This window comes from Paraburkholderia dipogonis (assembly GCF_046027395.1).
Taxonomy (GTDB): domain Bacteria; phylum Pseudomonadota; class Gammaproteobacteria; order Burkholderiales; family Burkholderiaceae; genus Paraburkholderia; species Paraburkholderia dipogonis_A.
Genome location: NZ_JAQQEG010000022.1, coordinates 86,897 through 109,839, shown reverse-complemented (window position 1 = coordinate 109,839; position 22,943 = coordinate 86,897). Strand labels below are relative to the sequence as shown.

Here is a 22,943-nt window from a genome sequence, read left to right as displayed (position 1 = left end):
CTTTTTCTTCCTCGTCAATTAAGTCAACCTGCAAAAAAATACGGAGTTTGCTATGAGCAACAAAGGGCAATTGTTACAAGACCCGTTTTTGAACGCACTGCGTAAAGAGCATGTGCCGGTGTCGATCTACCTGGTCAACGGCATCAAGCTTCAAGGGAACATTGAATCGTTCGACCAGTACGTCGTGTTGCTCCGGAATACGGTCACCCAGATGGTCTACAAGCACGCAATCTCGACAGTCGTGCCAGCCCGTCCGGTGAATTTCCACCCGGATTCTGAACAGTCCTAACCCCCGTCGCGGCCGGCGTAACGTCGCCCGTTGGCGATTACTCCCGGCCGCCTCATTTTGATACCCTCCAATTTGATCAATGCAGCGCTTGTCGGCATCGACTTCGGTAAGATCGATTTCGAAGCCAGCCTAGAAGAACTCAGCTTGCTCGCGCAAAGCGCGGGCGCGAATCCCTTAGTCACCCTCACCGGGCGCCGGTCCAGTCCCGATGCCAAGATGTTCGTCGGCAGCGGCAAGGCCGAAGAACTGCGTCTTGCGTGTGAGGCGAACGACATCGAACTCGTCATTTTCAATCACGCTCTGGCGCCTGCGCAGCAGCGCAATCTGGAGCAGGCGCTTAATCGGCGCGTGATCGATCGCACCAGTCTGATCCTCGACATTTTTGCGCAGCGCGCCCGCAGCCATGAAGGCAAGCTGCAGGTGGAACTCGCGCAGCTGCAGTATCTGTCGACGCGACTGATCCGCGCATGGACCCACCTGGAACGGCAAAAAGGCGGTATCGGTTTGCGCGGCCCTGGCGAAACGCAGCTCGAAACCGACCGTCGTTTGATCGGCGAGCGCATCAAGGCGCTCAAGACGCGGCTCGAGAAATTGCGCCGTCAGCACGGCACGCAGCGCCGCGCGCGCAGCCGCAATCAGACCATGTCCGTGTCGCTGGTCGGCTACACGAACGCGGGCAAATCCACGCTCTTCAACGCGCTCACCAAGGCTCAGGCGTATGCCGCCGACCAGTTGTTCGCGACGCTGGATACCACCTCGCGGCGCGTCTATCTCGGCGACGAAGCAGGGCAGGTCGTGGTGTCGGATACGGTCGGTTTCATCCGCGAACTGCCTCACCAACTGGTGGCGGCGTTTCGCGCCACGCTCGAGGAAACCATTCACGCCGACTTGCTGCTGCACGTGGTCGATGCGTCGAGCGCGGTGCGGCTCGACCAGATCGATCAGGTGAACGAGGTGTTGCACGCAATCGGTGCGGACACGATCCGGCAGGTGCTGGTATTCAACAAGATCGACGCGGTGCCGGAGTTGGCGGCCCGTGGGGACGCGGTTGAAAGGGACGAGTATGGTAATATTTCGCGCGTCTTTTTGAGCGCGCGCACGGGGCAAGGGCTGGACACACTGCGCGCTGCCATCGCTGAAATCGCTACTGCCGAACCTCTTCCCGAAACGCTGGTCGATCTCTCGGAAGAAGACCGGTCGGCAGCACCACGCGACGACCGCAAGGTCCCAGAACTCGGGCACTGACCCGTTCCAATTGCACTGACCCGCTGTCTACTCTGGTGAACGAACACAGGTGAACGATTACAACGAGCGGAGTATCTGGCTGCGCATGCGCGCCATGCTGTCACTGAACGATCCGCGCTGGGGCCGGGGAGACGGCAATGGCGACCGGCAACGTCCAAACGAGCCCAAGCGTCCGCCGACCAAGGACGGTGAAGGCCCGCCCGATCTCGACGAGATGTGGCGCGATTTCAACCGCCGTTTGAGCCGCGTGTTCGGCCGCAAGGGTGGCGGCGCGGGCGGTGGCCGTCCGGACAACGGTCGTGGCGCGCGCATCGGCGTGGGCATCGTGATCGGCGTGCTACTGGCCATTTATCTCGGCAGCGGTGTGTTCGTCGTGCAGGATGGCCAGGCCGGCGTCGTGATGCAGTTCGGCAAGTATCGCTACACGGCCGGTCAGGGTGTGCACTGGCGTCTGCCATATCCGTTCGAAGCGCATGAGCTCGTCAATATCGGCCAGATCCGCCAGGTGGAGATCGGCCGCAATAACGTGGTGCGTCTCGCGAATGTGAAAGACGCGTCGATGCTCACGCACGACGCGGATATCGTCGACGTGCGCTTCGCGGTGCAATACCAGGTGCGCAAGCCGACCGACTACCTGTTCCGCAGCGTCGATCCCGATCAGGGCGTGATGCAGGCTGGCCAGGCGGCGGTGCGCAGCATCGTCGGCGCGCGCAGCACGAATGACATCCTCTATCAGGATCGCGAAACAATTCGCCAGCAGCTGATGGCGGCGATCCAGCAATCCCTGGATGAATACCAGTCCGGACTCGCCGTGACCGGTGTGACGATTCAGGGCGTGCAGGTGCCCGATCGAGTGCAAGCCGCCTTCGACGACGCCGCCAAAGTCCGTCAGGAAAACGAGCGCGCGAAGCGCGATGCCGAAGCCTACGCCGCGGATCTTCTGCCGCGCGCGCAAGCCGACGCGGCTCGCCAGATCGACGAAGCGAAAACCTATAGCGACAAGACAGTGGCCCAGGCACAAGGCGACGCCGAGCGCTTCAAGCAGGTCTACGCGCAGTACTCGAAAGCGCCCGCTGTGATTCGCGAGCGCATGTACCTGGACACCATGCAGCAGATCTATTCGAATACGACCAAGGTGTATGTGGACAGCAAGAGCGGCAACAACGTGCTGTATCTGCCGCTCGACAAGCTGGTCGAGCAGACCCGCCAGCGGGTCGCCGACGCTGCCGCCGCTTCGGGTGCCATCCCGGCCGCCGCGGCCGCTGCCGCGCCGCAAGCGGCGAGCAGTGCCGCGTCGCCGCTGGCCGCACCGTCTGCCTCTGCAACTAGCTCCGCAGCCTCGGCATCTGCCGCGGCTGCCGCACCGGCCAGCCAGGCCGCAGCCAGCAGCGACGCGCTGCGTTCACGCGACTCCTTCCGCAGCCGTATGCGCGAAGACGACGTTCAATAAGGAGCGCACATCATGAACAAGATCATTGCGCTCGTGGTGGCTGTCGTCATCGTGCTGTTCGCTGCTTCGTCGATGGTGTTCGTCGTCGATCAGCGCCACATGGCGGTGCTGTCCTCGCATGGCGACGAGGCGCCGAGCCTGCTCGGCCCCGGCCTGCATGTGAAATTGCCGCCGCCGTTGCAAACGGTCACGCTGGTCGACAACCGCATCCAGTCGCTCGACGCACCGGACGAAGACCGCTACGTGACGTCCGACAAGATCGATCTGCTGGCCAACCCGGTCCTCAAATACCGCGTGACGGATCCGCTCAAGCTGCTCGCCGAAACCCGCGGCGATTCGCAGAGCCTGCCGGACCGGCTCGCGTTGCTGTCGCGCAGCGCGCTCGGCGATGCGTTCGCGAAGGTCACTCTGTCCGACGCGCTCGCGAGGCAGCAGGCCGTCGCCGACGAAGCGCGCGCCGCGATGGACAAGGCCGCGGCATCGCTCGGCGTGTCGGTGGTCGACGTGCAGTTGACGCGCGTCGATTTCCCCGCGTCGATGGCCGACTCCGTCTATAAGCGCATGATCGCCGCGCGCCAGCAGGTCGCAGCTGACGAACGCGCGAAGGGCACCGCCGAAGCCGACAAAATCAAGGAAGACGCGGTCGGCCGGCAACAGGCGATTCTCGCGGACGGTTATCGTCAGGCGCAAACCATCAAGGGCGAAGGCGATGCAAAGGCAGCGCAAATCGCTGCCGATGCTTATGGCACCGACCCGCAGTTCTACCAGTTCTATCAAAGCATGCAGGCGTACAAGAACACCTTCAAACCGGGCGACGTGATCGTGGTCGACCCGAGCAACGAGTTCTTCCGTTTCATGCGTAGCCCGACCGGCGGCGCCGCCCCGGACGCTCCCGCGGTCCCGCGCAAACCCTGATAACCGGAACGCCGCGGCACCCGCATCGCGGCCCTTTAACTCGCATGGATATAGCCGGCTCGTTACTGCTCGCGATCGCGTTGATGCTGATTATCGAGGGAATGTTTCCCTTCGTTTTTCCGAGCGCCTGGCGCGACACGTTCCGTAAAATAGCGGAACGGCCGCCGCACCAGATTCGCGTGGGCGGCCTGATCGTGATGGTGCTCGGGCTGATCCTGCTGTTTATCGTGACCTGACGAGGCCTGTTTGCCGATTGCTTCGCGGCCCGACTGCGGCGCGTCTTAGCCCCGCGGTCGCAAGCAAGCCGCCGCCGTCGTCTGCCGCGGCCTGAACGCGACGTAGTGCATCGGCCCTGCGGCCAAAAGCCGGATGCGGTCGCTGCAGGCAATCCAGACGCCCGCGATGGCCGCCAAAATCGAGCCGCCGCCCGCCATTCACACTCACTTACCGGCGCACCTAGCCGCCGTGTTCAACGTCGTAGGACTGTATCGATGTCGACCTGGTTACTTCCCGAAAATATTGCCGACGTGCTGCCGTCGGAAGCCCGCAAGATCGAAGAATTGCGGCGCCATTTGCTGGACCGTTTCCGTTCGTACGGCTACGAGATGGTCATGCCGCCGTTGCTCGAGTACATCGAGTCGCTGCTGACCGGAGGTGGACACGATCTGAATCTGCGGACCTTCAAACTGGTCGATCAACTGTCCGGGCGCACGCTCGGTCTGCGCGCGGACATCACGCCGCAGGTCGCGCGTATCGACGCGCACCTGCTGAATCGCCAGGGCGTGACACGTCTTTGCTATGCGGGCAACGTGGCGCATACGCGTCCGCGCGGCCTGCACGCCACGCGCGAGCAGATCCAGATCGGCGCGGAAATCTACGGACACGCCGGCCTCGAAGCGGACCTCGAAATCCAGCAATTGATGCTCGACGCGCTGCGTCTGGCCGGCCTCGCGAAAGTGCGCCTCGATTTGTGCCACGCGGGCGTTCTCGCCGCCTTGATCGAAGCCGAGCCGGCCGCGGCCGATCTCGGACAGTCGCTCTACGACGCGCTGGCGGGCAAGGACGTGCCGCGCCTCGTCGAGTTGACGGCCAACCTCACGCCGGTGATCCGCGACGCCTTGCGCGCGCTGCCCACGCTGTACGGCGACGCCTCGGTGCTCGACGAAGCCCGCGCCCGCTTGCCGAACGCGCCGGCCATCGCCCGCGCGCTCGACGACCTTGCGTTCCTCGCGAGCCAGGTGGACGGCGCCGAAGTGATGATCGATCTCGCCGATCTGCGCGGCTATGCTTACCACAGCGGCGTGATGTTTTCGGCGTACGTGGACGGCGTGCCGAACGCCGTAGCGCGCGGTGGCCGTTACGACCACGTGGGTCAGGCGTACGGCCGCGCGCGCGCGGCAACCGGCTTTTCGCTCGATCTGCGCGAAGTGGCCCGGATTTCGCCGGTCGAGGCACGCAGCAGCGCGATTCTCGCGCCGTGGCAGCACGACGAAGCACTGCGTGTGAGCGTCGCGGCATTGCGCGATGCTGGCGAAGTGGTGATTCAGGCGCTGCCCGGCCATGAACACGATCTGGACGAATTCGCGTTTGACCGCGTGTTGGTCGAGCGCAACGGCAATTGGGTCGTCGAACCGCGCGCCTGAGCGCGTTGCCTGAGTGTTCCGTTTGGACCCGCCCGAGGGCGATCCTGAGGGCATGTCAGACGGCGTCGAACGTGCCGTCAAAACGCGGCGCGGCCACCGGTCGCGCTACTTTCGCAATACCCAACATAACGTGCATACCGTTGAGCGGAAACGGAAAAATTCGGAAGGTTCCGCGAACATAGGTAGAATACGTTTTTAACCAGCTTACGAAACAACATGTCTGCCAGCGCAGTGAATGTGAACCCCGGGCGTAACGTCGTCGTCGTGGGAACCCAGTGGGGTGATGAGGGCAAGGGCAAGATCGTCGACTGGCTGACGGACCACGCTCAAGGCGTCGTTCGCTTCCAGGGCGGTCACAATGCCGGTCACACGCTTATCATCGGTGGCAAGAAAACCATCTTGCGTCTGATTCCGTCGGGCATCATGCATCCCGGCGTCGCGTGCTACATCGGCAATGGCGTCGTGTTGTCGCCGGAAGCGCTGTTCAAGGAAATCGGCGAGCTCGAAGCCGCCGGGGTCGACGTTCAGAATCGCCTCTTCATTTCCGAAGCCACCACCCTGATCCTGCCGTATCACATCGCCATCGACCAGGGCCGCGAAGCGCGCCGTGGCGCGGGCAAGATCGGCACCACCGGCCGCGGCATCGGCCCGGCTTACGAAGACAAGGTGGCACGCCGCGGTTTGCGCGTGCAGGACCTGTTCGAGCCGGAAACTTTCGCCGAACGTCTGCGTGAAAACCTCGACTATCACAACTTCGTGTTGACGCAATACCTGGGCGTCGCCGCTGTCGATTTCCAGCAAACGCTCGACACGATGCTCAGCTATGCCGACCGTCTGAAGCCGATGGTCACGGACGTATCGCGCCGTCTGTACGACGCGAACGCCGCCGGCAGCAACCTGCTGTTCGAAGGCGCGCAAGGCACGCTGCTCGACATCGACCACGGCACGTATCCGTTCGTCACGTCGAGCAACTGCGTGGCGGGTGCGGCAACGTCGGGCGCGGGCGTGGGTCCGCAAAAGCTGAACTACATTCTCGGCATCACCAAGGCGTATTGCACGCGCGTCGGTTCGGGCCCGTTCCCGAGCGAACTGTACGACGCGGACAACGCCGCCCGTCAGGAATCGATCGGTCTCGAACTGGCTACCGTCGGCAAGGAATTCGGCTCGGTCACCGGCCGTCCGCGCCGCACCGGCTGGCTCGACGCCGCCGCGCTGCGTCGCTCGATCCAGATCAACGGCGTGTCGGGTCTGTGCATGACCAAACTCGACGTGCTCGACGGTCTCGACGAAGTGAAGCTGTGCGTCGGCTACACGGTCGACGGCAAGAATGTCGATCTGCTGCCGCGCGGCGCGTCGGAAGTCGCGCGTTGCGAGCCGGTGTACGAAACCTTCGCGGGCTGGAAGGAAAGCACCGTCGGCATCAAGGAATGGGACAAGCTGCCCGCGAATGCGCGTGCGTACCTGTCGCGTGTGCAGGAAGTCGCGGGCATTCCGATCGACATGGTGTCGACCGGTCCGGATCGCGACGAAACGATTCTGCTTCGTCATCCGTTCAAGGTTTAAGCCATGGTGCAAGGTGTACCCATGATTGCGATGAAAGATCCGCGCAACGACGACAAGAACCTCTGGGTCGGCTGGGACGAGTATCACCGGCTGATCGAATTGCTGGCGTTGCAGGTGCACGAGTCGGGCTGGAAGTTCGACAAGATCCTGTGCCTCGCGCGCGGCGGTCTGCGCGTCGGCGATCAGCTCTCGCGTATCTACGATCTGCCGTTGGCGATTCTCGCCACGAGTTCGTATCGTGAAGCGGCCGGCACGGAGCAGGGCGAACTCGACATCGCGCAATACATCACCATGACGCGTGGCGAGCTGCACGGCAACGTGCTGCTGGTCGACGACCTCGTCGATTCGGGCGTGACGCTCGCGCGTGTTCAGCAGCATCTGAAAGAGCGTTATCCGGCGATCACCGCGGTGCGCTCAGCGGTGCTCTGGTACAAGGGCTGCTCGAAGGTGAAGCCCGACTATCACGTGCAGTATCTGCCCACCAATCCGTGGATCCATCAACCGTTCGAGGAGTGGGACACGGTTCGTCCGCATAACCTCAGCGCCTGGATCAAGCGCGGCATGCAACAAGCGCAGGAGTCGTCGGGGGAGTGATGTGCACTTCGGCGCCGAACGTGTTGCGTCGTACCCTGCGTAGTCTCGCAAAACGGAGCCCAATGGGCTCCGTTTTTTTTATTTGCGGGCCGTGCGCGCGCGCTTCGCAAACCGCGCATCGTCGATGCCGGCAATGCGACTCGCGCAGCAGACGCGTTCATATCGCAGTGCTACACTGCGCGGACCATCACGTGGTGTATCCACAACAAGCCGGGCGGCGCCATGCTGGCAGTTTAGAATGGCGGTCGTTTTTTCCGCTCAGGGAACGGATTTCCTCGCGTTTATGACAGATAACAATCACGTGCACAAACAGCCTCTGCCTTCCCTCGCCATCGCTGCGATCGGGGTGGTGTTCGGCGATATCGGCACGAGCCCGTTGTACTCGCTGAAAGAAGCCTTCAGCCCCTCGCACGGCATTCCGCTGACGGATCAATCCATTCTCGGTGTCATCTCGCTGCTGTTCTGGGCGATCGTGATCGTGGTCGGCATCAAGTACGTGTTGTTCGTGATGCGCGCGGACAATAACGGCGAGGGCGGTGTTCTCGCGTTGATGGCGCTGGCGCTTCGCTCGCTCAGCGAGAAGTCGAAAATGGCCGGCTTGCTGATGATGCTCGGCATCTTCGGCGCCTGCATGTTTTATGGCGACGCGGTGATCACGCCGGCCATCTCGGTGATTTCCGCGGTCGAAGGTCTGGAGATCGCCGCGCCGCATCTTTCACATCTGGTGCTGCCGCTCACCATGGTGATTCTCGTGCTGCTGTTCTGGATTCAACGGCACGGCACGGCAATGGTGGGCCGTCTGTTCGGTCCGATCATGGTGGTGTGGTTCATAGTGCTCGCCGTGCTCGGTCTGTGGCACATTCTGCAATCGCCGGATGTGATCCGCGCGCTGAACCCGTACTACGCCTACACCTTCATGGCCGCACACGTGCTGCAAGCCTACGTGGTGCTCGGCTCGGTCGTGCTGGTGCTGACCGGCGCCGAAGCGCTGTACGCCGACATGGGCCACTTCGGTGCGAAACCGATCCGCATGGCGTGGTACGTGCTGGTCATGCCGTCGCTGGTGCTGAACTATTTCGGCCAGGGCGCGCTGCTGATGCATGATCCGAAGGCGATCGAAAATCCGTTCTTCCTGCTCGCGCCGGATTGGGCGTTGCTGCCGCTCGTCGTGCTTTCGACCGTCGCAACCGTGATTGCCTCGCAGGCTGTGATCTCCGGCGCCTATTCGCTGACGAGCCAGGCGATCCAGCTCGGCTATGTGCCGCGCATGAAGATCCTCCACACGTCGGAACTGGCGATCGGGCAGATCTATGTGCCGGTGGTGAACTGGATGCTGCTGTTCATCATCCTGTGCATCGTGATCGCCTTCAAGAGTTCGGACAATCTCGCGGCCGCGTACGGTATTGCTGTGACCGCCACCATGGTGATCACCACGATTCTCGCCTGCGTCGTGATGGTGAACGTGTGGAACTGGAACAAGCTGCTGGTAGCGCTGATCATCGGCGTATTCATGACGATTGATTTAGGATTTTTCGGCGCCAATCTGCTGAAGGTCGAAGAGGGCGGGTGGTTACCGCTCGGCATCGGCGCGTTGCTGTTCTTCCTGCTGATGACCTGGTTCAAGGGCCGCATGATCGTCAAGGAGCGCACGGCCGCCGACGGCATTCCGCTCATGCCGTTCCTGCAGGGCTTGCTCGCGCATCCGCCGCATCGCGTGTCGGGCACGGCGATCTATCTGACCGGCAGCGAGTCGCTCGTGCCGGTGAGCCTTTTGCACAATCTGAAGCACAACAAGGTGCTGCATGAGCGCACCATCTTCCTGACCTTCGTGACGCGCGACATTCCGTACGTGAACGACTCGGAGCGTGTGACGGTCAAGGATATCGACGGCGGCCTGTATCTCGTCAAGGCGGCCTACGGTTTCAACGAAACGCCGGACGTGAAGGCGGTGCTGCTCGAAGTCGGCCGCACCCGCGACATGACCTTCGAGATGATGGACACGTCGTTCTTCCTCGCGCGCGAAACGGTGGTGCCGACGCAATTGCCGGGCATGTCGGTGTGGCGCGAACGTGTGTTCGCATGGATGCATCAGAACGCTGCGAAGCCGACGGACTTCTTCAGTATTCCGGCTAATCGGGTGGTGGAGTTGGGGACCAAGATCGAGATCTGACGGTCACCGGTGATTTTCAAGCGCCTCACGTCCAAGGTGCGAAAAAAAGCCCACGCCATTGCGTGGGCTTTTCGTTTGGCGCTTGATCGAGTGATCGAGCACCGCACGGTGCTCAACAAGCTCAACAAGCTCAACAAGCTCAACAAGCTCAACAAGCTCAACAAGCTCAACAAGCTCAACAAGCTCAACAAGCTCAACAGGCGCGTGAGCGAACCACGCGCCCTAAACGCAGCGAACTTACTTCTGCTTGAGTTTGGCGAACGCAGCCGCCATCGCGCCGCCCGATTCCGGTTCGCGCGAGCGCTGTTGCGACGCGCCGCGTCCACCGCCACCTGAGCGGCCCGCGCCGCCACGATCCTGCTGCGCACCGCCGCCGCTGCGTGCCGTCGCCGCACCGACCTCGTCGTCCATCCGCATCGTCAAGGCGATACGCTGACGCTTCACATCGACTTCCAGCACCTTCACCTTGACGATCTGCCCGGCCTTGACGACTTCATGCGGGTCCTTGATGAACTTCGTCGACATGGCCGACACGTGCACCAGGCCGTCCTGATGCACGCCGATGTCGATGAACGCGCCGAACGCCGCCACGTTCGTCACGACGCCTTCGAGCACCATGCCCGGCGTCAGATCGCTGACCTTCTCGACGCCTTCGCGGAACGTCGCGGTCTTGAACTCGGGACGCGGATCGCGGCCCGGCTTTTCGAGTTCGAGCAGAATGTCACGCACGGTCGGCAGGCCGAAACGATCGTCGACGAATTCCGCCGGCGATAGACCGCGCAATGCGTCGCGATTGCCCAGCACTTCACCGACGTGCTTGCTGATCTTCGCGAGCATGCGTTCGACAACCGGATACGCTTCCGGGTGAACCGACGAGCGGTCGAGCGGATTCTCGCCGTTGTTGATGCGCAGGAACCCGGCGGCCTGTTCGAACGTCTTGTCACCCAGACGGGGCACCTTGCGCAGATGCTCGCGCGACGGGAACGGGCCGTTCGCATCGCGATAGTCGACGATGTTGCGCGCCAGCGTGGCATTCAGACCCGAGACGCGGGCGAGCAGGGCGACGGACGCCGTATTCGCATCCACGCCGACCGCGTTCACGCAGTCTTCCACTACCGCATCGAGCGAGCGGGCCAGTTCGCGCTGATTCACGTCGTGCTGATACTGGCCGACGCCGATCGCCTTCGGCTCGATCTTCACCAGTTCCGCGAGCGGGTCCTGCAGACGCCGCGCAATCGACACCGCGCCGCGCAGCGACACGTCCATGTCGGGGAATTCCTTCGCCGCGAGCTCGGAGGCCGAGTACACCGACGCGCCGGCTTCGGACACGACGATCTTCTGCAGCTTGAATTCCGGATGACGCGCGATCAGTTCGCTCGCGAGCTTGTCCGTTTCACGCGACGCCGTGCCATTGCCGATGCTGATCAGTTCAGCCTGCGTCTGCGCGCAGATGCGCGCGAGTTTGGCGATCGAGCCGTCCCAGTCGCGGCGCGGCTCGTGTGGATAGATCACGTCGGTGGCAAGCACCTTGCCGGTCCGATCGACCACGGCCACCTTCACACCGGTGCGCATGCCCGGATCGAGGCCGATCACGGCCTTCGGCCCGGCGGGCGCCGCGAGCAGCAAGTCTTTCAGATTGCGCGCGAACACACGAATCGCTTCGTGCTCGGCTTCGTCGCGCAGATTGGTCAGCAGTTCGTTTTCGATATGCGGCTGCACCTTCACGCGCCAGCACCAGCGGCACACGTCGGAGAGCCACTTGTCGGCCGGCCGGTTCTGATTGGCGATGCCGAAGTGGCGCGCGATCAGCGCTTCGCCCGGATGCGGCACCTGCGCGTCGAGTTCCTCGCCCAAGCCCAGCTTGACCATCAGCACGCCCGCATTGCGGCCGCGGAACAGCGCCAACGCGCGATGCGACGGCACAGTGCGGATCGTTTCGGCGTAGTCGTAGTAGTCGCGGAACTTCTCTTCCTCGGCGTTTTCCTTGCCTTCCACCACTTTCGACGACACCACGCCCTGGTTGAACAGGTAGTCGCGCAGCTTGCCGAGCAACTCGGCCGTTTCGCCGAACTGTTCCGAGAGAATGTCGCGCGCGCCGTCGAGCGCGGCCTTTACTTCGGCGACGCCTTTCTCGGCGTCCACATACGCCGCGGCTTCGGTTTGCGGGTCGAGCAGGGGATTGGCCAGCAGCGCGTCGGCGAGCGGCTGCAGGCCGGCTTCGCGGGCGATCTGTGCGCGCGTGCGGCGCTTCGGCTTGTACGGGAGATACAGGTCTTCCAGCACCTGCTTGCTGTCCGCGCCTTCGATCGCGGTGCGCAGCTCGTCGGTGAGCTTGCCCTGTTCGTCGATGCTGGCGATGATCGCGGCGCGCCGGTCTTCCAGCTCGCGCAGATACAGCAGGCGTTCCTCGAGGTTGCGCAGTTGCGTGTCGTCGAGATTGTCGGTCACTTCCTTACGGTAGCGGGCGATGAACGGAACAGTCGCTCCTTCGTCGAGAAGTTGCACCGCGGCCGCGACCTGGCGCGGCTGGACGGACAGTTCGGCGGCGATGCGCTGTACGATCTTGAGTGCTACGGTTTCCGTCATAAGGTCTTGGTGTTCCTGCGGACTCAGTTCGGGGGCCGAGCGTTGACGCCACGTGGGGGCACGTGGGGCACGTCGGGGCAGGCCGGGCGTGCGCGCTGCGACCAGGTTGCTGGAGCGGGGCATTTTGCCATAAATGCAAAAGGGCTCAACCGCAGGGTGATAGAATTTCGGGCATGTTCCGTTGACCCTCTACGACGTTGCCGATCTCCTTGTCCCTCAACTGCCTGGGCTCCCGCTTGGTCTCTCGCTTGTCACACTTGCCGCTGTTTTTGTCGCCGGGTTCGTCGCCGGGTTTGCCACGTTCTTCGTCCGCCTCGCTCGTGTCAGCGCCGCGCTCCGTGTCCAGTTCCGCGTTCCTCTCCCGTGGGGTGTTTTTTGCGTCGTGCGCGTCGTGCGTGCTGGCCGCCGCGTTGGCCGTATCCACGCCTGCCGTGGCGCAATCCGCGACGCCAGCCAGCAGCAGCGCCGCGCGGCCCGCAGGCGCCTTGACGCCGGCCGCCGCGTCGGGCCCACAGGTCATGAGCGTCACGAAGGCGCAGGGCGCCACGAACGCCGACGGCATGGACAACGCCGGCAACGCGGTATCGTCGGGCAGCGATTTCGACGCGCGGCAAAAAGTCCTGGATCAGCGCACCGAGGAGAACACCTATCGCTACGGCGTCGCGGAACACGACTGCTATAGCAAGTTCTTCGTCAACTATTGCCTGAATAAGGCGCGCGACAGCATGCGCTCGGTGCAGGCCGACATTCGCAAGGAACAGCTCGCGCTCGACGGCGAACAGCGCACGCAGCGCGCCCGCGTGCGTGACGAGCAGGCCGCGCTCAAGCGCGCCCAGGACGAAGCGAGCGCGCCGCAGCGTGCCGCCGAAGACGCGCGCAACGCCCAGGCTTACGAAGACAAGCAGCGTCAGCATCAGCTCGATCAGGCGCAGCGCGCCGCCGAGGCGCCGCAGCGCAGCGCGAATGCGCAGGCCTATCAGGAGAAGCAGCGTCAGCATGCGCTGGATCAGGCGCAGCGCGGCATCAGCCCGTCGCAGGCGGCGGCCAACCAGCAGGCGTACGATCAGAAGCAGGGCGACTTCCAGCGCAAGCTCGACGAAGCGCGTGCGCAAGGCGCGCAGAAGGCGCAGGAGCGTGTGCAGAAGCAGCAGAGCTTCGAGAAGAAGCAGACGGACGCGGCGCAGCACAAGGCCGACGTGGAGGCGCGTCAGAAACAGGCGGCCGAGAAAGCCGAGCAGAAGCGTCAGGACGCGTTGAAACAGCAGCAACAGGAAGAGCAGCAAAAGCAGCAGCAACAACAGCAGTAAGCGTGCTGGAGTGGGCCCTGAGCGTGTGTGGCAGGGCCGTAGCCGCCGTAACGCGTTTTAAGCCGGACAGCAACCTCAGGTATCGGGCTGCACACGCAGCCCGCGCCATCGACGAGAGGAGGCGAGCATGCGCGATCAACATCACGTCATCAACGCGGACACACTTCGCGACCGCATTCTGCAACTGGAATCGGAGCATAGTGGGCTCGATCGGTTGATCGACCGAATGTCGGATGAGCCCGGCATCGACGACTTCGAGTTGCAGCGCCTGAAAAAGCGCAAACTCAAAGTCAAGGACACCATCATCTTGCTGCAATTGCAGCTCGAACCGGACGCACGCGCCTGAGTTCGCGGCCTGGCAGGCGCCGGGCGCGCGCCGCGCGAGCCGGACTTTGCAGGAAACGCTTGCCTTGAATTCACCGCTTGAAACTTCATCCCGTGCCACGCCGGGCGACGACGCAGCAGGAGCCGCTACACCGGCGCCGCGTCCCACCGCGTCCGCACTGAGCGCGTCGCTCAATCCGCGCCGCGTTGCCGAACTGGACGAGATCTTCGCCGACAACGGTTTGCTGGCCCGTCAGATCGACGGGTACCGCTCGCGCGCGTCGCAGATCGAAATGTCGCGCGCCGTGGCCGCCGCTATGGAAGCGTCGGGCCGCGCAATGCCCGAGCCGGCCATGTTCGAGGCGCAGAAGCGTCCGGCGCGGCGTCTGCAGGGGGCAGGTACCGAGGCCGCCGCCGAGGCCGCTGAGGGCGCCGAATCGGGCGGGCTCGACGGCAGCGAGAACACGCTGATCGTCGAAGCCGGTACGGGCACCGGCAAGACCTATGCGTATCTGGTGCCGGCCATGCTGTGGGGCGGCAAGGTGATCGTCTCCACCGGCACGAAGCATTTGCAGGATCAGCTCTTTCAGCGCGATATTCCGACCGTGCGCGATGCGCTCGCGGTGCCGGTGTCGGTCGCCATGCTCAAGGGCCGCGCGAATTATCTGTGCCACTACTATTTGCAGCGCACCGCGGATAATGGCCGTCTGCCGTCGCGCCAGGAAACCTCGTATCTGCAGGACATCGTGCGCTTCGCGAAGATCACGCGCACCGGCGACAAGGCCGAACTCGCGAGCGTGCCCGAAACGGCCGCGGTGTGGTCGATGGTCACGTCCACGCGCGAAAACTGTCTCGGCCAGGAGTGCCCGCATTACAAGGACTGCTTTGTAATGCAGGCGCGCCGCGAGGCGCAGCAGGCGGATATCGTGGTGGTGAATCACCATCTGTTTTTCGCCGATATCATGTTGCGCGATACGGGCATGGCAGAGTTGCTGCCCACCGCCAACACGATCATCTTCGACGAAGCGCATCAGCTGCCCGAGACGGCGACGCTGTTCTTCGGCGAGACGCTTTCGACCACGCAGTTTCTCGAGCTCGCTCGCGATTCAGTGGCCGAAGGTTTGGGGCATGCGCGTGAAACAGTCGATTGGGTCAAGCTCGGCGCCACGCTCGAGCGCGCCGCGCGCGATGTGCGGCTTGCCTTCAAGGAAGACTCGGTGCGCTTGTCGATCGGCCAGTTGCCTGACGATCATCCGTTGTTCCCCGCGCTCGAAACGCTCGAAACGGAACTCGATGCATTGGCGTCCGCGCTGGCGGGTCAGGCCGAGCGCGCCGAATCGATCGGCGCGTGTTTGCGCCGCGCACGCGAGCTGCAAGGCGTGCTCGCCGGCTGGACCACGCCGCCCACGCAGACCGAGCGCGAAGCCGCTGACGCCGCCTCTGCCGACGGCAAAACCGAGCGCGCCGACCCGAACGAAAAGGTGCGCTGGATCGAAGTCTTCTCGCATACCGTGCAGTTGCACGAAACACCGTTGTCGGTCGCGCCGATCTTCGCGAAACAGCGCGCCGGTGTGCCGCGCGCGTGGATCTTCACGTCGGCCACGCTGTCGGTACGCGGCGATTTCACGCACTACGCCGCGCAGATGGGGCTGAACGCGAAACGCTCGATGACACTGCCCAGTCCCTTCGACTACCCGACCCAAGGGCTGCTGTACGTGCCGCGCAATTTGCCGCAGCCGTCATCGCCGATGTTCACCGACGCCGTCTTCGACGCCGCGTTGCCGGCGATCGAAGCGTCGGGCGGCGGCGTCTTCATGTTGTGCACGACGCTGCGCGCGGTGGACCGCATCTCGGCCAAGCTGCGCGACACGATCGAAGCACGCGGCTGGGACTACCCGCTGCTGGTGCAGGGCGATGCGAGCCGCACCGAACTGCTGGAGCGCTTCCGCTCCTACGGCAACGCGATTCTGGTGGGCAGCCAGAGCTTCTGGGAAGGCGTGGACGTGCGCGGCGACGCATTGTCCCTAGTGGTGATCGACAAGCTGCCGTTTGCGCCGCCTGACGACCCGGTTCTGTCGGCACGTCTCGACGCACTGACCAAGAAAGGCTTGAGCCCATTCGCCGTGCATCAGTTGCCGCAGGCCGTGATTACGCTAAAGCAGGGCGCGGGCCGTCTGATTCGCGCTGAGACCGATCGCGGCGTGCTGATGATCTGCGACACGCGCCTCGTCGACAAACCGTATGGGCGCCGTATCTGGCAGAGTCTGCCGCCATTCAAACGCACACGTGAGATCGAGGTGGTGCGCGAGTTCTTCGAAGAGAACGCTACGCCGGCGCAAAAGGCTGATCAGGCTGATTAGAATCAACGAACGCCGCTGTAAAAAGCGGCGCTTGAATGGCAAAACGCCACGGATGTGAATCCGTGGCGTTTTGCTTTACTGCCCGGGAAATCGCGATGATGTCCCGGTGCAGTTTCCGCCCAGAGGCGAACCCTATGCGACAGCTTACTGGCTTGCGCCCGAAGCCGGAGCAGCAGCCGAAGCAGCAGCGTCCGAAGCAGCAGCGCCTGCGTCCGAGGCAGCGCCCGAAGCCGAAGCAGCAGCGTCGCTCGCAGCAGCAGCAGCACCCGAAGCAGCAGCAGCCGAATCCGAAGCTGCAGCAGCCGGTGCCGAAGCAGCAGCTGCGTCGCTAGCCGGGGCAGCGGCTTGGTCGTTGCTCTTGTTGCATGCAGCCAGTGCCACAGCTGCCAACAGGGATGCTACGAGGAGGGATTTCTTCATGATCACGTCCTTTTATGGTTTAAAGGTAAGCAACAGCGCAAAATAAAACCGGTAATGTGCTCCAACACCGACCTGGGCCGCTGGTGGAGAAGCTCTTTTGACGAGCTCGAATCTTCCCTACGGCTTGGGCGGAAATTATATGCACTTTCGTACTGACAATCCATAAATCCGGGGTCAATACGTTGTCTTTCTCATACAAAATTTCACTGTACGGTATAGCAGGCAGGCAGAGTTACGCAAGCTCGCCCACTTGTATCCAGCCCGCACAATACCACTCGTGTAGCCGTGCTGTCACCGACGAATCGTGTGAGAGTGTTACAAAGCGTTTCGCACTCATACAGCGATGATTTGCGAGGTCAAACAACCACTTTTTTGCGCCATTGAATGACGTTTCCTCTCCATTTACGAAGAAAAAACGGCGGTTGTACAACAAATTAGTCTTGCGGTCCAGCCGAATACCCGACTTCGATGCCTGACTGATGAAACGGGCTTCATCAAGCGGCCTTTGCGGCGGATCAAAGACGACACTCGGCTTGGGTTCGCTGAGATACGTGCCAAGGAACGACGCAATATCCTGCTCATTCCATTTAATGCGAGCAAGGATTGCGCCAACCCTCTCGACCAGCGCCGCGGGGAGTTCGGCCGGACGCTCGACGGCAGGCTGCTGCGGATCGCGATAAAGCGCGCCCGGCCGACCCGCCGCCTCGCCGCGCTCGGCTAGATGATAGAGGAACTGCGCGGTCAATTCGCCCGCGGAGGGGGCGCGAAAACCGATCGAGCAGGTCATGCATTCGCCTTCGGCGATACCGTCGTGCGCGATGTGCGGCGGCAGGTACAACATGTCGCCCGGCTCGAGCAGCCATTCCTCTTCGGGCTGGAAATTCTGTAAAACTTTCAAAGGCAAACCGGCTTGCAGTGTCAGATCTATCTGCGCGCTGATGCGCCAACGCCGTTTGCCTTTTACTTGCAAAAGAAACACATCGTAGGAATCGAAGTGCGGGCCTACGCCGCCGCCGTCGCTTGCATACGAGATCATGAGATCGTCGAGACGCGCGTCCGGCACGAAGCGAAAACGGTCCAGCAAGGCCCGCGCGCGATCGTCGTAGAGATCCACGCCTTGCACGAGGAGCGTCCATGCGCGCTGCTTCGCCGACGGCAGTTCGTCCGGTGCAAATGGCCCGTGCTCCAGTTGCCATTTATTGCGGAAATGCGTGATCAGGCGTGCTTCGACTTCGTCCTGATCGGCCAGCTCGAAAAATTCGTCGCGCGAGAGCGGCGCTTCGACGTTCGGGATCGCCTGGCGAATCAGCAGCGGCTTTTTCTGCCAGTAGCGGCGCATGAATTGCGACGGCGTCAGATTGCCGAGCAGTGGGGTCGGCGTGTCTGGCGAAGGCGGGAGAACCGGAACAGCCGGCTTTGAAGCCGGCGACGAATTCCGTGCCGAAGCTGCGTCGGCCGGGTGGTCAGTGGGCCGCTTGGGCATCGTATAATGTGAGTTGTATTCTGGAGAATCGAATGAAAATCGCAAAGAACACCGTCGTGTCGGTCGCTTACAAGCTGTCGGATGCGCAGGGCAATCTGATTGAAGAAAGCGACGAGCCGATGGTCTATCTGCACGGCGGCTATGATGGCACGTTCCCCAAGATCGAGGAAGAGCTCGACGGCCACGAGGCCGGCTTCGAGACTCAGATCCAGCTCGAGCCGCAAGACGCGTTCGGTGAGTACGACCCTGATCTCGTGAAGATCGAGCCGCGCAATCGCTTCCCGGAACCGCTCGAAGTCGGCATGCAATTCGAAGGCACGCCGGAAGAAGGCGACGAGGATCTCGACTCGCTCGTCTACGTGGTGACCGACGTCGCGGAAGACAAAGTCGTGCTCGACGGCAACCATCCGCTCGCCGGCATGGCGCTGCGTTTCGCGCTGACGGTGAAAGACGTGCGTCCGGCGACTGAAGACGAAATCCAGCACGAACACGCGCACGGCGCCGACGGCCTCGAAGTCCTCGACGAAGACGAGGACGACGAAGAAGACAAGTCAGGGCCCACGCTGCACTGAGCTTGCAGGCATGCCGGGTACGCTTGAAGAAGCGCCCGGCGTGTGCGGCTGTGAGGCTGACGCGGGCGGCGTCGACGTGGCCGGTCCGTAGCCACCGCCGCCCTGATCCGCCGGTATGCGCGGTTGCTGATCCAGTTGCGACTCCCCGGGCGTCTGCAACAGCGGCGGCAATTCCGACGCGGGTCCGAGCGCCGGTACAGCCGGCATCGACGCGGCCGGTTCATCGCGCGGCAGTACGGGTTGCGCCGTGGGCATCGGTATTTGCTTCGGTACATCACGCACGCTTACGCGGAACGGCGGTCTCCTGCCGAGATCCGCATCCACCTGAATCCACTGATTAAGACGATCATGCGGCGCGAGCGCGACACGCGTGAGATTCGTCACCAGCATCCCTTTGTCATTGCGTAGCGGCTGATCGATCACGAAGCCGGCACTCGCGCGCTCGTCGTCGCAATGAATCACGAGCACGGGTCCGCGGAAAATCTGCGCGAGCTTCACGAGGCTACGTTTGAATTCGAGAAACCCGTCGCGGCGGGTGTTGCGCGCAAAACGCAGCCAGGCAAAACGGTCGGGCCGTTCGTAGCGCTCAGGGTCCGGGTCACCTTGAATGAACACGACGATCGCACGCGCGTCGCGGCGTTTCGCATATTCGCCCGCGTGTTCCAGCCAGAATGCATTGGCGATCACGCGGTCTTCGAATTCGCCGTTGCGCCCGCCCGCGGTCAGATAATGATTGTTCGGACTCGGCGCATTCAGGCCGACGAACACCGTATCGCCCACTTGCCAGCGCACGTTCTCGCGATAGGGACGAAAGCGCGAGACTTCGCTTTCGCGCGTCAATGCGATCGGGTTCTGACCCATCGAGGTGGCGTCGGCGAAGAGCGTCTGACGCAACTGATCGAGCCGCTCGATTGGATCGAAGCCGCCAGCTTCGGCCGTGCCACAATCGGCCCAGTCATGCTGGCCGGGAATGAAGAACAGGGCGGGCCGCGACGTTTCGAGGAGCGCGTGGCGACGCTCGTAAAGCACATCGCGGCAAGCCTCTTTCGCACCCTTCAGATTGCCGTCGTACACGATGAACGACATGTCGCGCTCGCGGCTGATCGCTTCGATCAGCCGCTGCGTGGGCGCTTCGTCGGCGGCGCTTTGCATCGTGTTGGCGATGACCGCGAAGGTGTAGCGCGGCGTATCGGCGTAGGCCGCCGGCGCGAAACCTGACAACCCCGCGAACAGTCCCGCGAGCGGCACGCCGCCACCCGAGAGCGTGAGGGCGACGGTCAGCGCCGCGCGAAGCTTGCGCGGACGCTGCGGGGGCCTGTGTGCGTCAATGATCCGCATCCGGCGCGGCGGCCAGTTCGTGCAGTTCGTACAGCAGATCGAGTGCTTCGCGTGGCCGCAGATCGTTTGGATCGATGCCGCGCAGACGCTCGACGAGCGCCTGCATGGCGGGAGACGTTGCCGATTCCGCCTTGGCATCGTCACGCTCGTCGTCCGCATCTTCGAGCAGCATCGGCATAGGCGCGGCGAACAGATCGAGTTGCGGCGCGGGTTGCGCGGCCGACTGCTGTTCGAGATGCGCGAGATGCTTGCGCGCCGCGCGAATCACCGCGTTCGGCACGCCCGCGAGTTGCGCGACCTGCAGACCGTAGCTCTGATTCGCCGGACCGTCGCTGACCGCGTGCAGGAACACGATGCCATGCCCGTGTTCCACCGCCGAGAGATGGACGTTGGCCGCTTGCGGAAACTCCGCCGGCAACTGCGTCAATTCGAAGTAGTGCGTGGCAAACAGCGTATGGCAGCCGTTGTGCGCGAGCAGATGCCGCGCGATCGCCCACGCCAGCGCGAGCCCGTCGAACGTGGACGTGCCGCGGCCGATCTCGTCCATTAGCACGAGACTTTGCGGCGTGGCGTCGTTCAGAATCGCGGCGGCTTCGGTCATCTCGACCATGAAGGTCGAGCGGCCGCCAGCGAGGTCGTCCGCTGCGCCGATGCGCGTGAAGATGCGGTCGATCGGCCCGAATGCGGCGCGCCGCGCGGGCACGTAACTGCCCACATAGGCGAGCAGCGCGATCAGCGCGGTCTGCCGCATGAAGGTCGATTTACCGCCCATGTTCGGGCCGGTGATCAGCAGCAGTTTGCGCTCGGGCGTGAGCGCGCAGTCGTTGGCGATGAACTGCTCGACCTGCGCCTCGACCACCGGATGCCGCCCCTGTTCGATTTCGATGCCGGCGTCCGCGGAGAACGTCGGTGCGACCCAATCGAGCGCGCGGGCGCGCTCGCCGAAGGCCGCCAGCAGATCGAGTTCGGCGAGCGCCGAAGCAACCCGCTGGCAATCCGGGATGAAGGGCAGCAGCGCCTGCAACAGCGCGTCGTAGAGCGAGCGCTCGCGGGCGAGCGCGCGTTCCTGCGCGGACAGCGCTTTGTCCTCGAACGTTTTCAGTTCCGGCGTGATGTAGCGCTCGGCATTCTTCAGCGTCTGGCGGCGGCGATAGTCGTCAGGCACCTTGTCGGTCTGACCGCGCGTGACTTCGATATAGAAGCCGTGCACCTTGTTGTACTCGACGCGCAGATTGCCGATGCCCGTGCGTGCGCGCTCGCGTGTCTCGAGGTCGATCAGGAACTGCCCGCAGGTCTCCGAAATATCCCGCAGCTCGTCCAGTTGCGCATCATAGCCGCGCGCGATCACGCCACCGTCGCGCACCATGGCCGACGGTTCCTGCGCGACCGCGCGCTTGAGCAGTTCGACGCAGGCCTGCGGTGGTTCCAGCGAAGCGTCGATGCGCGCCAGCGAATCCGCATTCGGCGAAACGGCCGCGAGCTGCGTGCGCAACTCGGGCAAGGCGATAAAGGTATCGCGCAGGCTCGACAGATCGCGAGGCCGCGCGGACAGCAGCGCGAGACGCCCGGTGATCCGCTCGATGTCCGAAATCTGCCGCAACGCGCCGCGCAACGAATCGACGCTCGCGCCCGGCGGCGCGTCGAGCAATGCGCCGATCGCCTGCTGACGCGCCTGCGCCACCGCGGATTCGCGCGGCGGATGATGCAGCCAGTGACGCAGCAGACGGCTGCCCATGGTCGTGCAGCAGGTGTCGAGCAGCGAACACAGCGTGGGCGATTCGGTGCCGCGCAGTGTTTCCGTGAGTTCGAGGTTGCGGCGCGTGGCGGGGTCGAGGCCGATATATTCGGATTCGTATTCGACCTTCAGGCTGCGCACGTGACGCAACTGCTGACCTTGTGTGGCGGCGGCATACAGCAGCAGCGCGCCAGCCGCGCCGCACGCGCAGGTCAGCGAATGCGCGCCGAAGCCGTCGAGGCCCGCCACTTCCAGCTGATCGCACAGGCGCTGTGTGCCCGAGGTGACGTCGAAGTGCCAGACCGGCACGCGGGTGAGGGCGCCCGCATTGGCCGGCGGCGTCCAGCTTGCCGAGTCGCTGGGCGTGTCGGCCACCAGAATTTCCGCGGGACGAATGCGTTCGAGCGCGGCCGCCACCTGGTCGGGCGCGACCTCCGCGAGGCGCAACGCGCCGCTCGCCAGATTCAGCCATGCCAGGCCGACGCTGGTCGCGACGCCGCGACGGTTATGCGCGACGCACATGGCCATCAGATAGACATCGTTTTTGTCGGACAGCAGCGCGGCGTCCGTGAGCGTGCCCGGCGTGACCACGCGCACCACTTTGCGCTCGACCGGGCCCTTCGACGTAGCCGGATCGCCGATCTGCTCGCAAATCGCGACGGATTCGCCGAGCTTCACCAGCTTCGCCAGATATTGTTCGACCGCATGATGCGGCACGCCGGCCATCTTGATCGGATTGCCCGCCGACGCGCCACGCTGCGTGAGTGTCAGATCGAGCAGACGTGCGGCTTTTTCCGCGTCTTCGAAAAAGAGCTCGTAGAAGTCGCCCATCCGGTAGAACACCAGCGTGCCCGGATGATCCGCCTTGATGCGCAGGTACTGCTGCATCATGGGCGTGTGTGACTTATCGCTATCCGTTACTGGGCTTGGGGTTGCTGCCTGCAATGCC

20 protein-coding genes are annotated in these 22,943 nt (G+C 63.4%); 14 read left to right on the top strand and 6 right to left on the bottom strand.

Annotation, left to right across the window (positions count from 1 at the left end; translation table 11 throughout):
- Positions 1 to 52: 52 nt before the first annotated feature.
- The 10 genes from hfq (at position 53) to PQR32_RS23090 (ending at position 10,205) form a co-directional block, all read left to right on the top strand.
- Positions 53 to 289, top strand: a complete 237-nt coding sequence (gene hfq, locus PQR32_RS23135; protein ID WP_006051315.1) for an RNA chaperone Hfq — start codon at positions 53 to 55, stop codon at positions 287 to 289.
- Positions 290 to 319: 30 nt separating this feature from the next.
- Positions 320 to 1,534, top strand: a complete 1,215-nt coding sequence (gene hflX, locus PQR32_RS23130; RefSeq protein WP_208949455.1) for a GTPase HflX — start codon at positions 320 to 322, stop codon at positions 1,532 to 1,534.
- Positions 1,535 to 1,583: 49 nt separating this feature from the next.
- Complete coding sequence (hflK, locus tag PQR32_RS23125; RefSeq protein WP_408232118.1) at positions 1,584 to 2,984, top strand: FtsH protease activity modulator HflK; 1,401 nt, start codon at positions 1,584 to 1,586, stop codon at positions 2,982 to 2,984.
- 12 nt (positions 2,985 to 2,996) lie between these two features.
- On the top strand, positions 2,997 to 3,899 hold the full coding sequence (hflC, locus tag PQR32_RS23120) for a protease modulator HflC (protein ID WP_408232115.1): 903 nt from the start codon (positions 2,997 to 2,999) through the stop codon (positions 3,897 to 3,899).
- Between the two features lie 44 nt (positions 3,900 to 3,943).
- Positions 3,944 to 4,135, top strand: a complete 192-nt coding sequence (locus PQR32_RS23115) for a DUF2065 domain-containing protein (RefSeq protein WP_007181354.1) — start codon at positions 3,944 to 3,946, stop codon at positions 4,133 to 4,135.
- A gap of 255 nt (positions 4,136 to 4,390) precedes the next feature.
- Positions 4,391 to 5,542 carry an ATP phosphoribosyltransferase regulatory subunit gene (locus PQR32_RS23110; protein WP_408232112.1) on the top strand — a complete coding sequence of 384 codons (1,152 nt, stop codon included), beginning with the start codon at positions 4,391 to 4,393 and terminating at the stop codon, positions 5,540 to 5,542.
- 216 nt (positions 5,543 to 5,758) lie between these two features.
- On the top strand, positions 5,759 to 7,105 hold the full coding sequence (locus tag PQR32_RS23105) for an adenylosuccinate synthase (protein ID WP_408232109.1): 1,347 nt from the start codon (positions 5,759 to 5,761) through the stop codon (positions 7,103 to 7,105).
- A gap of 3 nt (positions 7,106 to 7,108) precedes the next feature.
- Entirely contained in the window at positions 7,109 to 7,699 is a 591-nt protein-coding gene (locus tag PQR32_RS23100; protein ID WP_408232106.1) for a phosphoribosyltransferase, read from the top strand.
- A 283-nt stretch (positions 7,700 to 7,982) separates the two neighbouring features.
- Positions 7,983 to 9,869: a potassium transporter Kup gene (locus PQR32_RS23095; RefSeq protein ID WP_408232103.1), complete on the top strand. Its 1,887-nt coding sequence runs from the start codon at positions 7,983 to 7,985 to the stop codon at positions 9,867 to 9,869.
- Between the two features lie 9 nt (positions 9,870 to 9,878).
- Positions 9,879 to 10,205, top strand: coding sequence for a hypothetical protein (locus PQR32_RS23090; RefSeq protein ID WP_408232100.1), 327 nt, complete (start codon positions 9,879 to 9,881; stop codon positions 10,203 to 10,205).
- Here the strand turns inward: PQR32_RS23090 and PQR32_RS23085 are convergent.
- Both PQR32_RS23085 and PQR32_RS23080 read right to left on the bottom strand, forming a co-directional pair.
- Positions 10,107 to 12,455 (bottom strand): Tex family protein, encoded by a 2,349-nt coding sequence (locus tag PQR32_RS23085; RefSeq protein WP_408232097.1) that lies wholly within the window; start codon positions 12,453 to 12,455, stop codon positions 10,107 to 10,109. The genes PQR32_RS23090 and PQR32_RS23085 overlap by 99 nt on opposite strands.
- Positions 12,456 to 12,600: 145 nt before the next feature.
- On the bottom strand, positions 12,601 to 12,984 hold the full coding sequence (locus PQR32_RS23080; protein ID WP_408232250.1) for a hypothetical protein: 384 nt from the start codon (positions 12,982 to 12,984) through the stop codon (positions 12,601 to 12,603).
- On the opposite strand from PQR32_RS23080, the gene PQR32_RS23075 reads away from it, so the two are divergent.
- From PQR32_RS23075 to yoaA, 3 genes are all read left to right on the top strand, one after another.
- Positions 12,866 to 13,762: a hypothetical protein gene (locus PQR32_RS23075; RefSeq protein WP_408232244.1), complete on the top strand. Its 897-nt coding sequence runs from the start codon at positions 12,866 to 12,868 to the stop codon at positions 13,760 to 13,762. The genes PQR32_RS23080 and PQR32_RS23075 overlap by 119 nt on opposite strands.
- Before the next feature lie 127 nt (positions 13,763 to 13,889).
- Positions 13,890 to 14,108 (top strand): DUF465 domain-containing protein, encoded by a 219-nt coding sequence (locus tag PQR32_RS23070; protein WP_007181361.1) that lies wholly within the window; start codon positions 13,890 to 13,892, stop codon positions 14,106 to 14,108.
- Positions 14,109 to 14,172: 64 nt separating this feature from the next.
- Entirely contained in the window at positions 14,173 to 16,446 is a 2,274-nt protein-coding gene (yoaA, locus tag PQR32_RS23065; RefSeq protein WP_408232093.1) for a DNA repair helicase YoaA, read from the top strand.
- A 144-nt stretch (positions 16,447 to 16,590) separates the two neighbouring features.
- On the opposite strand, the gene PQR32_RS23060 is transcribed toward yoaA, so the two are convergent.
- On the bottom strand, positions 16,591 to 16,866 hold the full coding sequence (locus PQR32_RS23060) for a hypothetical protein (protein WP_408232090.1): 276 nt from the start codon (positions 16,864 to 16,866) through the stop codon (positions 16,591 to 16,593).
- A gap of 232 nt (positions 16,867 to 17,098) precedes the next feature.
- Positions 17,099 to 18,349, bottom strand: a complete 1,251-nt coding sequence (locus tag PQR32_RS23055; RefSeq protein ID WP_408232087.1) for a JmjC domain-containing protein — start codon at positions 18,347 to 18,349, stop codon at positions 17,099 to 17,101.
- A gap of 32 nt (positions 18,350 to 18,381) precedes the next feature.
- Here PQR32_RS23055 and PQR32_RS23050 point away from each other — a divergent pair, with 32 nt between their 5' ends.
- A complete protein-coding gene (locus PQR32_RS23050; protein ID WP_132373872.1) occupies positions 18,382 to 18,921 on the top strand; it encodes an FKBP-type peptidyl-prolyl cis-trans isomerase in 540 nt (179 codons plus the stop codon).
- On the opposite strand, the gene PQR32_RS23045 is transcribed toward PQR32_RS23050, so the two are convergent.
- Together PQR32_RS23045 and mutS are read right to left on the bottom strand one after the other, a co-directional pair.
- Positions 18,901 to 20,259, bottom strand: coding sequence for a hypothetical protein (locus PQR32_RS23045; RefSeq protein WP_408232084.1), 1,359 nt, complete (start codon positions 20,257 to 20,259; stop codon positions 18,901 to 18,903). The two genes, PQR32_RS23050 and PQR32_RS23045, sit on opposite strands and share 21 nt — an antisense overlap.
- Positions 20,246 to 22,885 (bottom strand): DNA mismatch repair protein MutS, encoded by a 2,640-nt coding sequence (mutS, locus tag PQR32_RS23040; protein ID WP_408232081.1) that lies wholly within the window; start codon positions 22,883 to 22,885, stop codon positions 20,246 to 20,248. The genes PQR32_RS23045 and mutS overlap by 14 nt, the downstream gene beginning before the upstream one ends.
- Positions 22,886 to 22,943 lie beyond the last annotated feature (58 nt).

Bases quoted from the DNA above. Each gene is read 5' to 3' on its own strand.
- mutS (WP_408232081.1), bottom strand. From the start codon at position 22,885: ATGATGCAGCAGTACCTGCGCATCAAGGCGGATCATCCGGGCACGCTG.
- hflC (WP_408232115.1), top strand. From the start codon at position 2,997: ATGAACAAGATCATTGCGCTCGTGGTGGCTGTCGTCATCGTGCTGTTC.
- PQR32_RS23050 (WP_132373872.1), top strand. From the start codon at position 18,382: ATGAAAATCGCAAAGAACACCGTCGTGTCGGTCGCTTACAAGCTGTCG.
- PQR32_RS23060 (WP_408232090.1), bottom strand. From the start codon at position 16,866: ATGAAGAAATCCCTCCTCGTAGCATCCCTGTTGGCAGCTGTGGCACTG.
- PQR32_RS23095 (WP_408232103.1), top strand. From the start codon at position 7,983: ATGACAGATAACAATCACGTGCACAAACAGCCTCTGCCTTCCCTCGCC.
- PQR32_RS23045 (WP_408232084.1), bottom strand. From the start codon at position 20,259: ATGCGGATCATTGACGCACACAGGCCCCCGCAGCGTCCGCGCAAGCTT.
- PQR32_RS23055 (WP_408232087.1), bottom strand. From the start codon at position 18,349: ATGCCCAAGCGGCCCACTGACCACCCGGCCGACGCAGCTTCGGCACGG.
- PQR32_RS23115 (WP_007181354.1), top strand. From the start codon at position 3,944: ATGGATATAGCCGGCTCGTTACTGCTCGCGATCGCGTTGATGCTGATT.
- PQR32_RS23105 (WP_408232109.1), top strand. From the start codon at position 5,759: ATGTCTGCCAGCGCAGTGAATGTGAACCCCGGGCGTAACGTCGTCGTC.
- PQR32_RS23085 (WP_408232097.1), bottom strand. From the start codon at position 12,455: ATGACGGAAACCGTAGCACTCAAGATCGTACAGCGCATCGCCGCCGAA.
- hfq (WP_006051315.1), top strand. From the start codon at position 53: ATGAGCAACAAAGGGCAATTGTTACAAGACCCGTTTTTGAACGCACTG.
- PQR32_RS23110 (WP_408232112.1), top strand. From the start codon at position 4,391: ATGTCGACCTGGTTACTTCCCGAAAATATTGCCGACGTGCTGCCGTCG.
- PQR32_RS23070 (WP_007181361.1), top strand. From the start codon at position 13,890: ATGCGCGATCAACATCACGTCATCAACGCGGACACACTTCGCGACCGC.
- PQR32_RS23100 (WP_408232106.1), top strand. From the start codon at position 7,109: ATGGTGCAAGGTGTACCCATGATTGCGATGAAAGATCCGCGCAACGAC.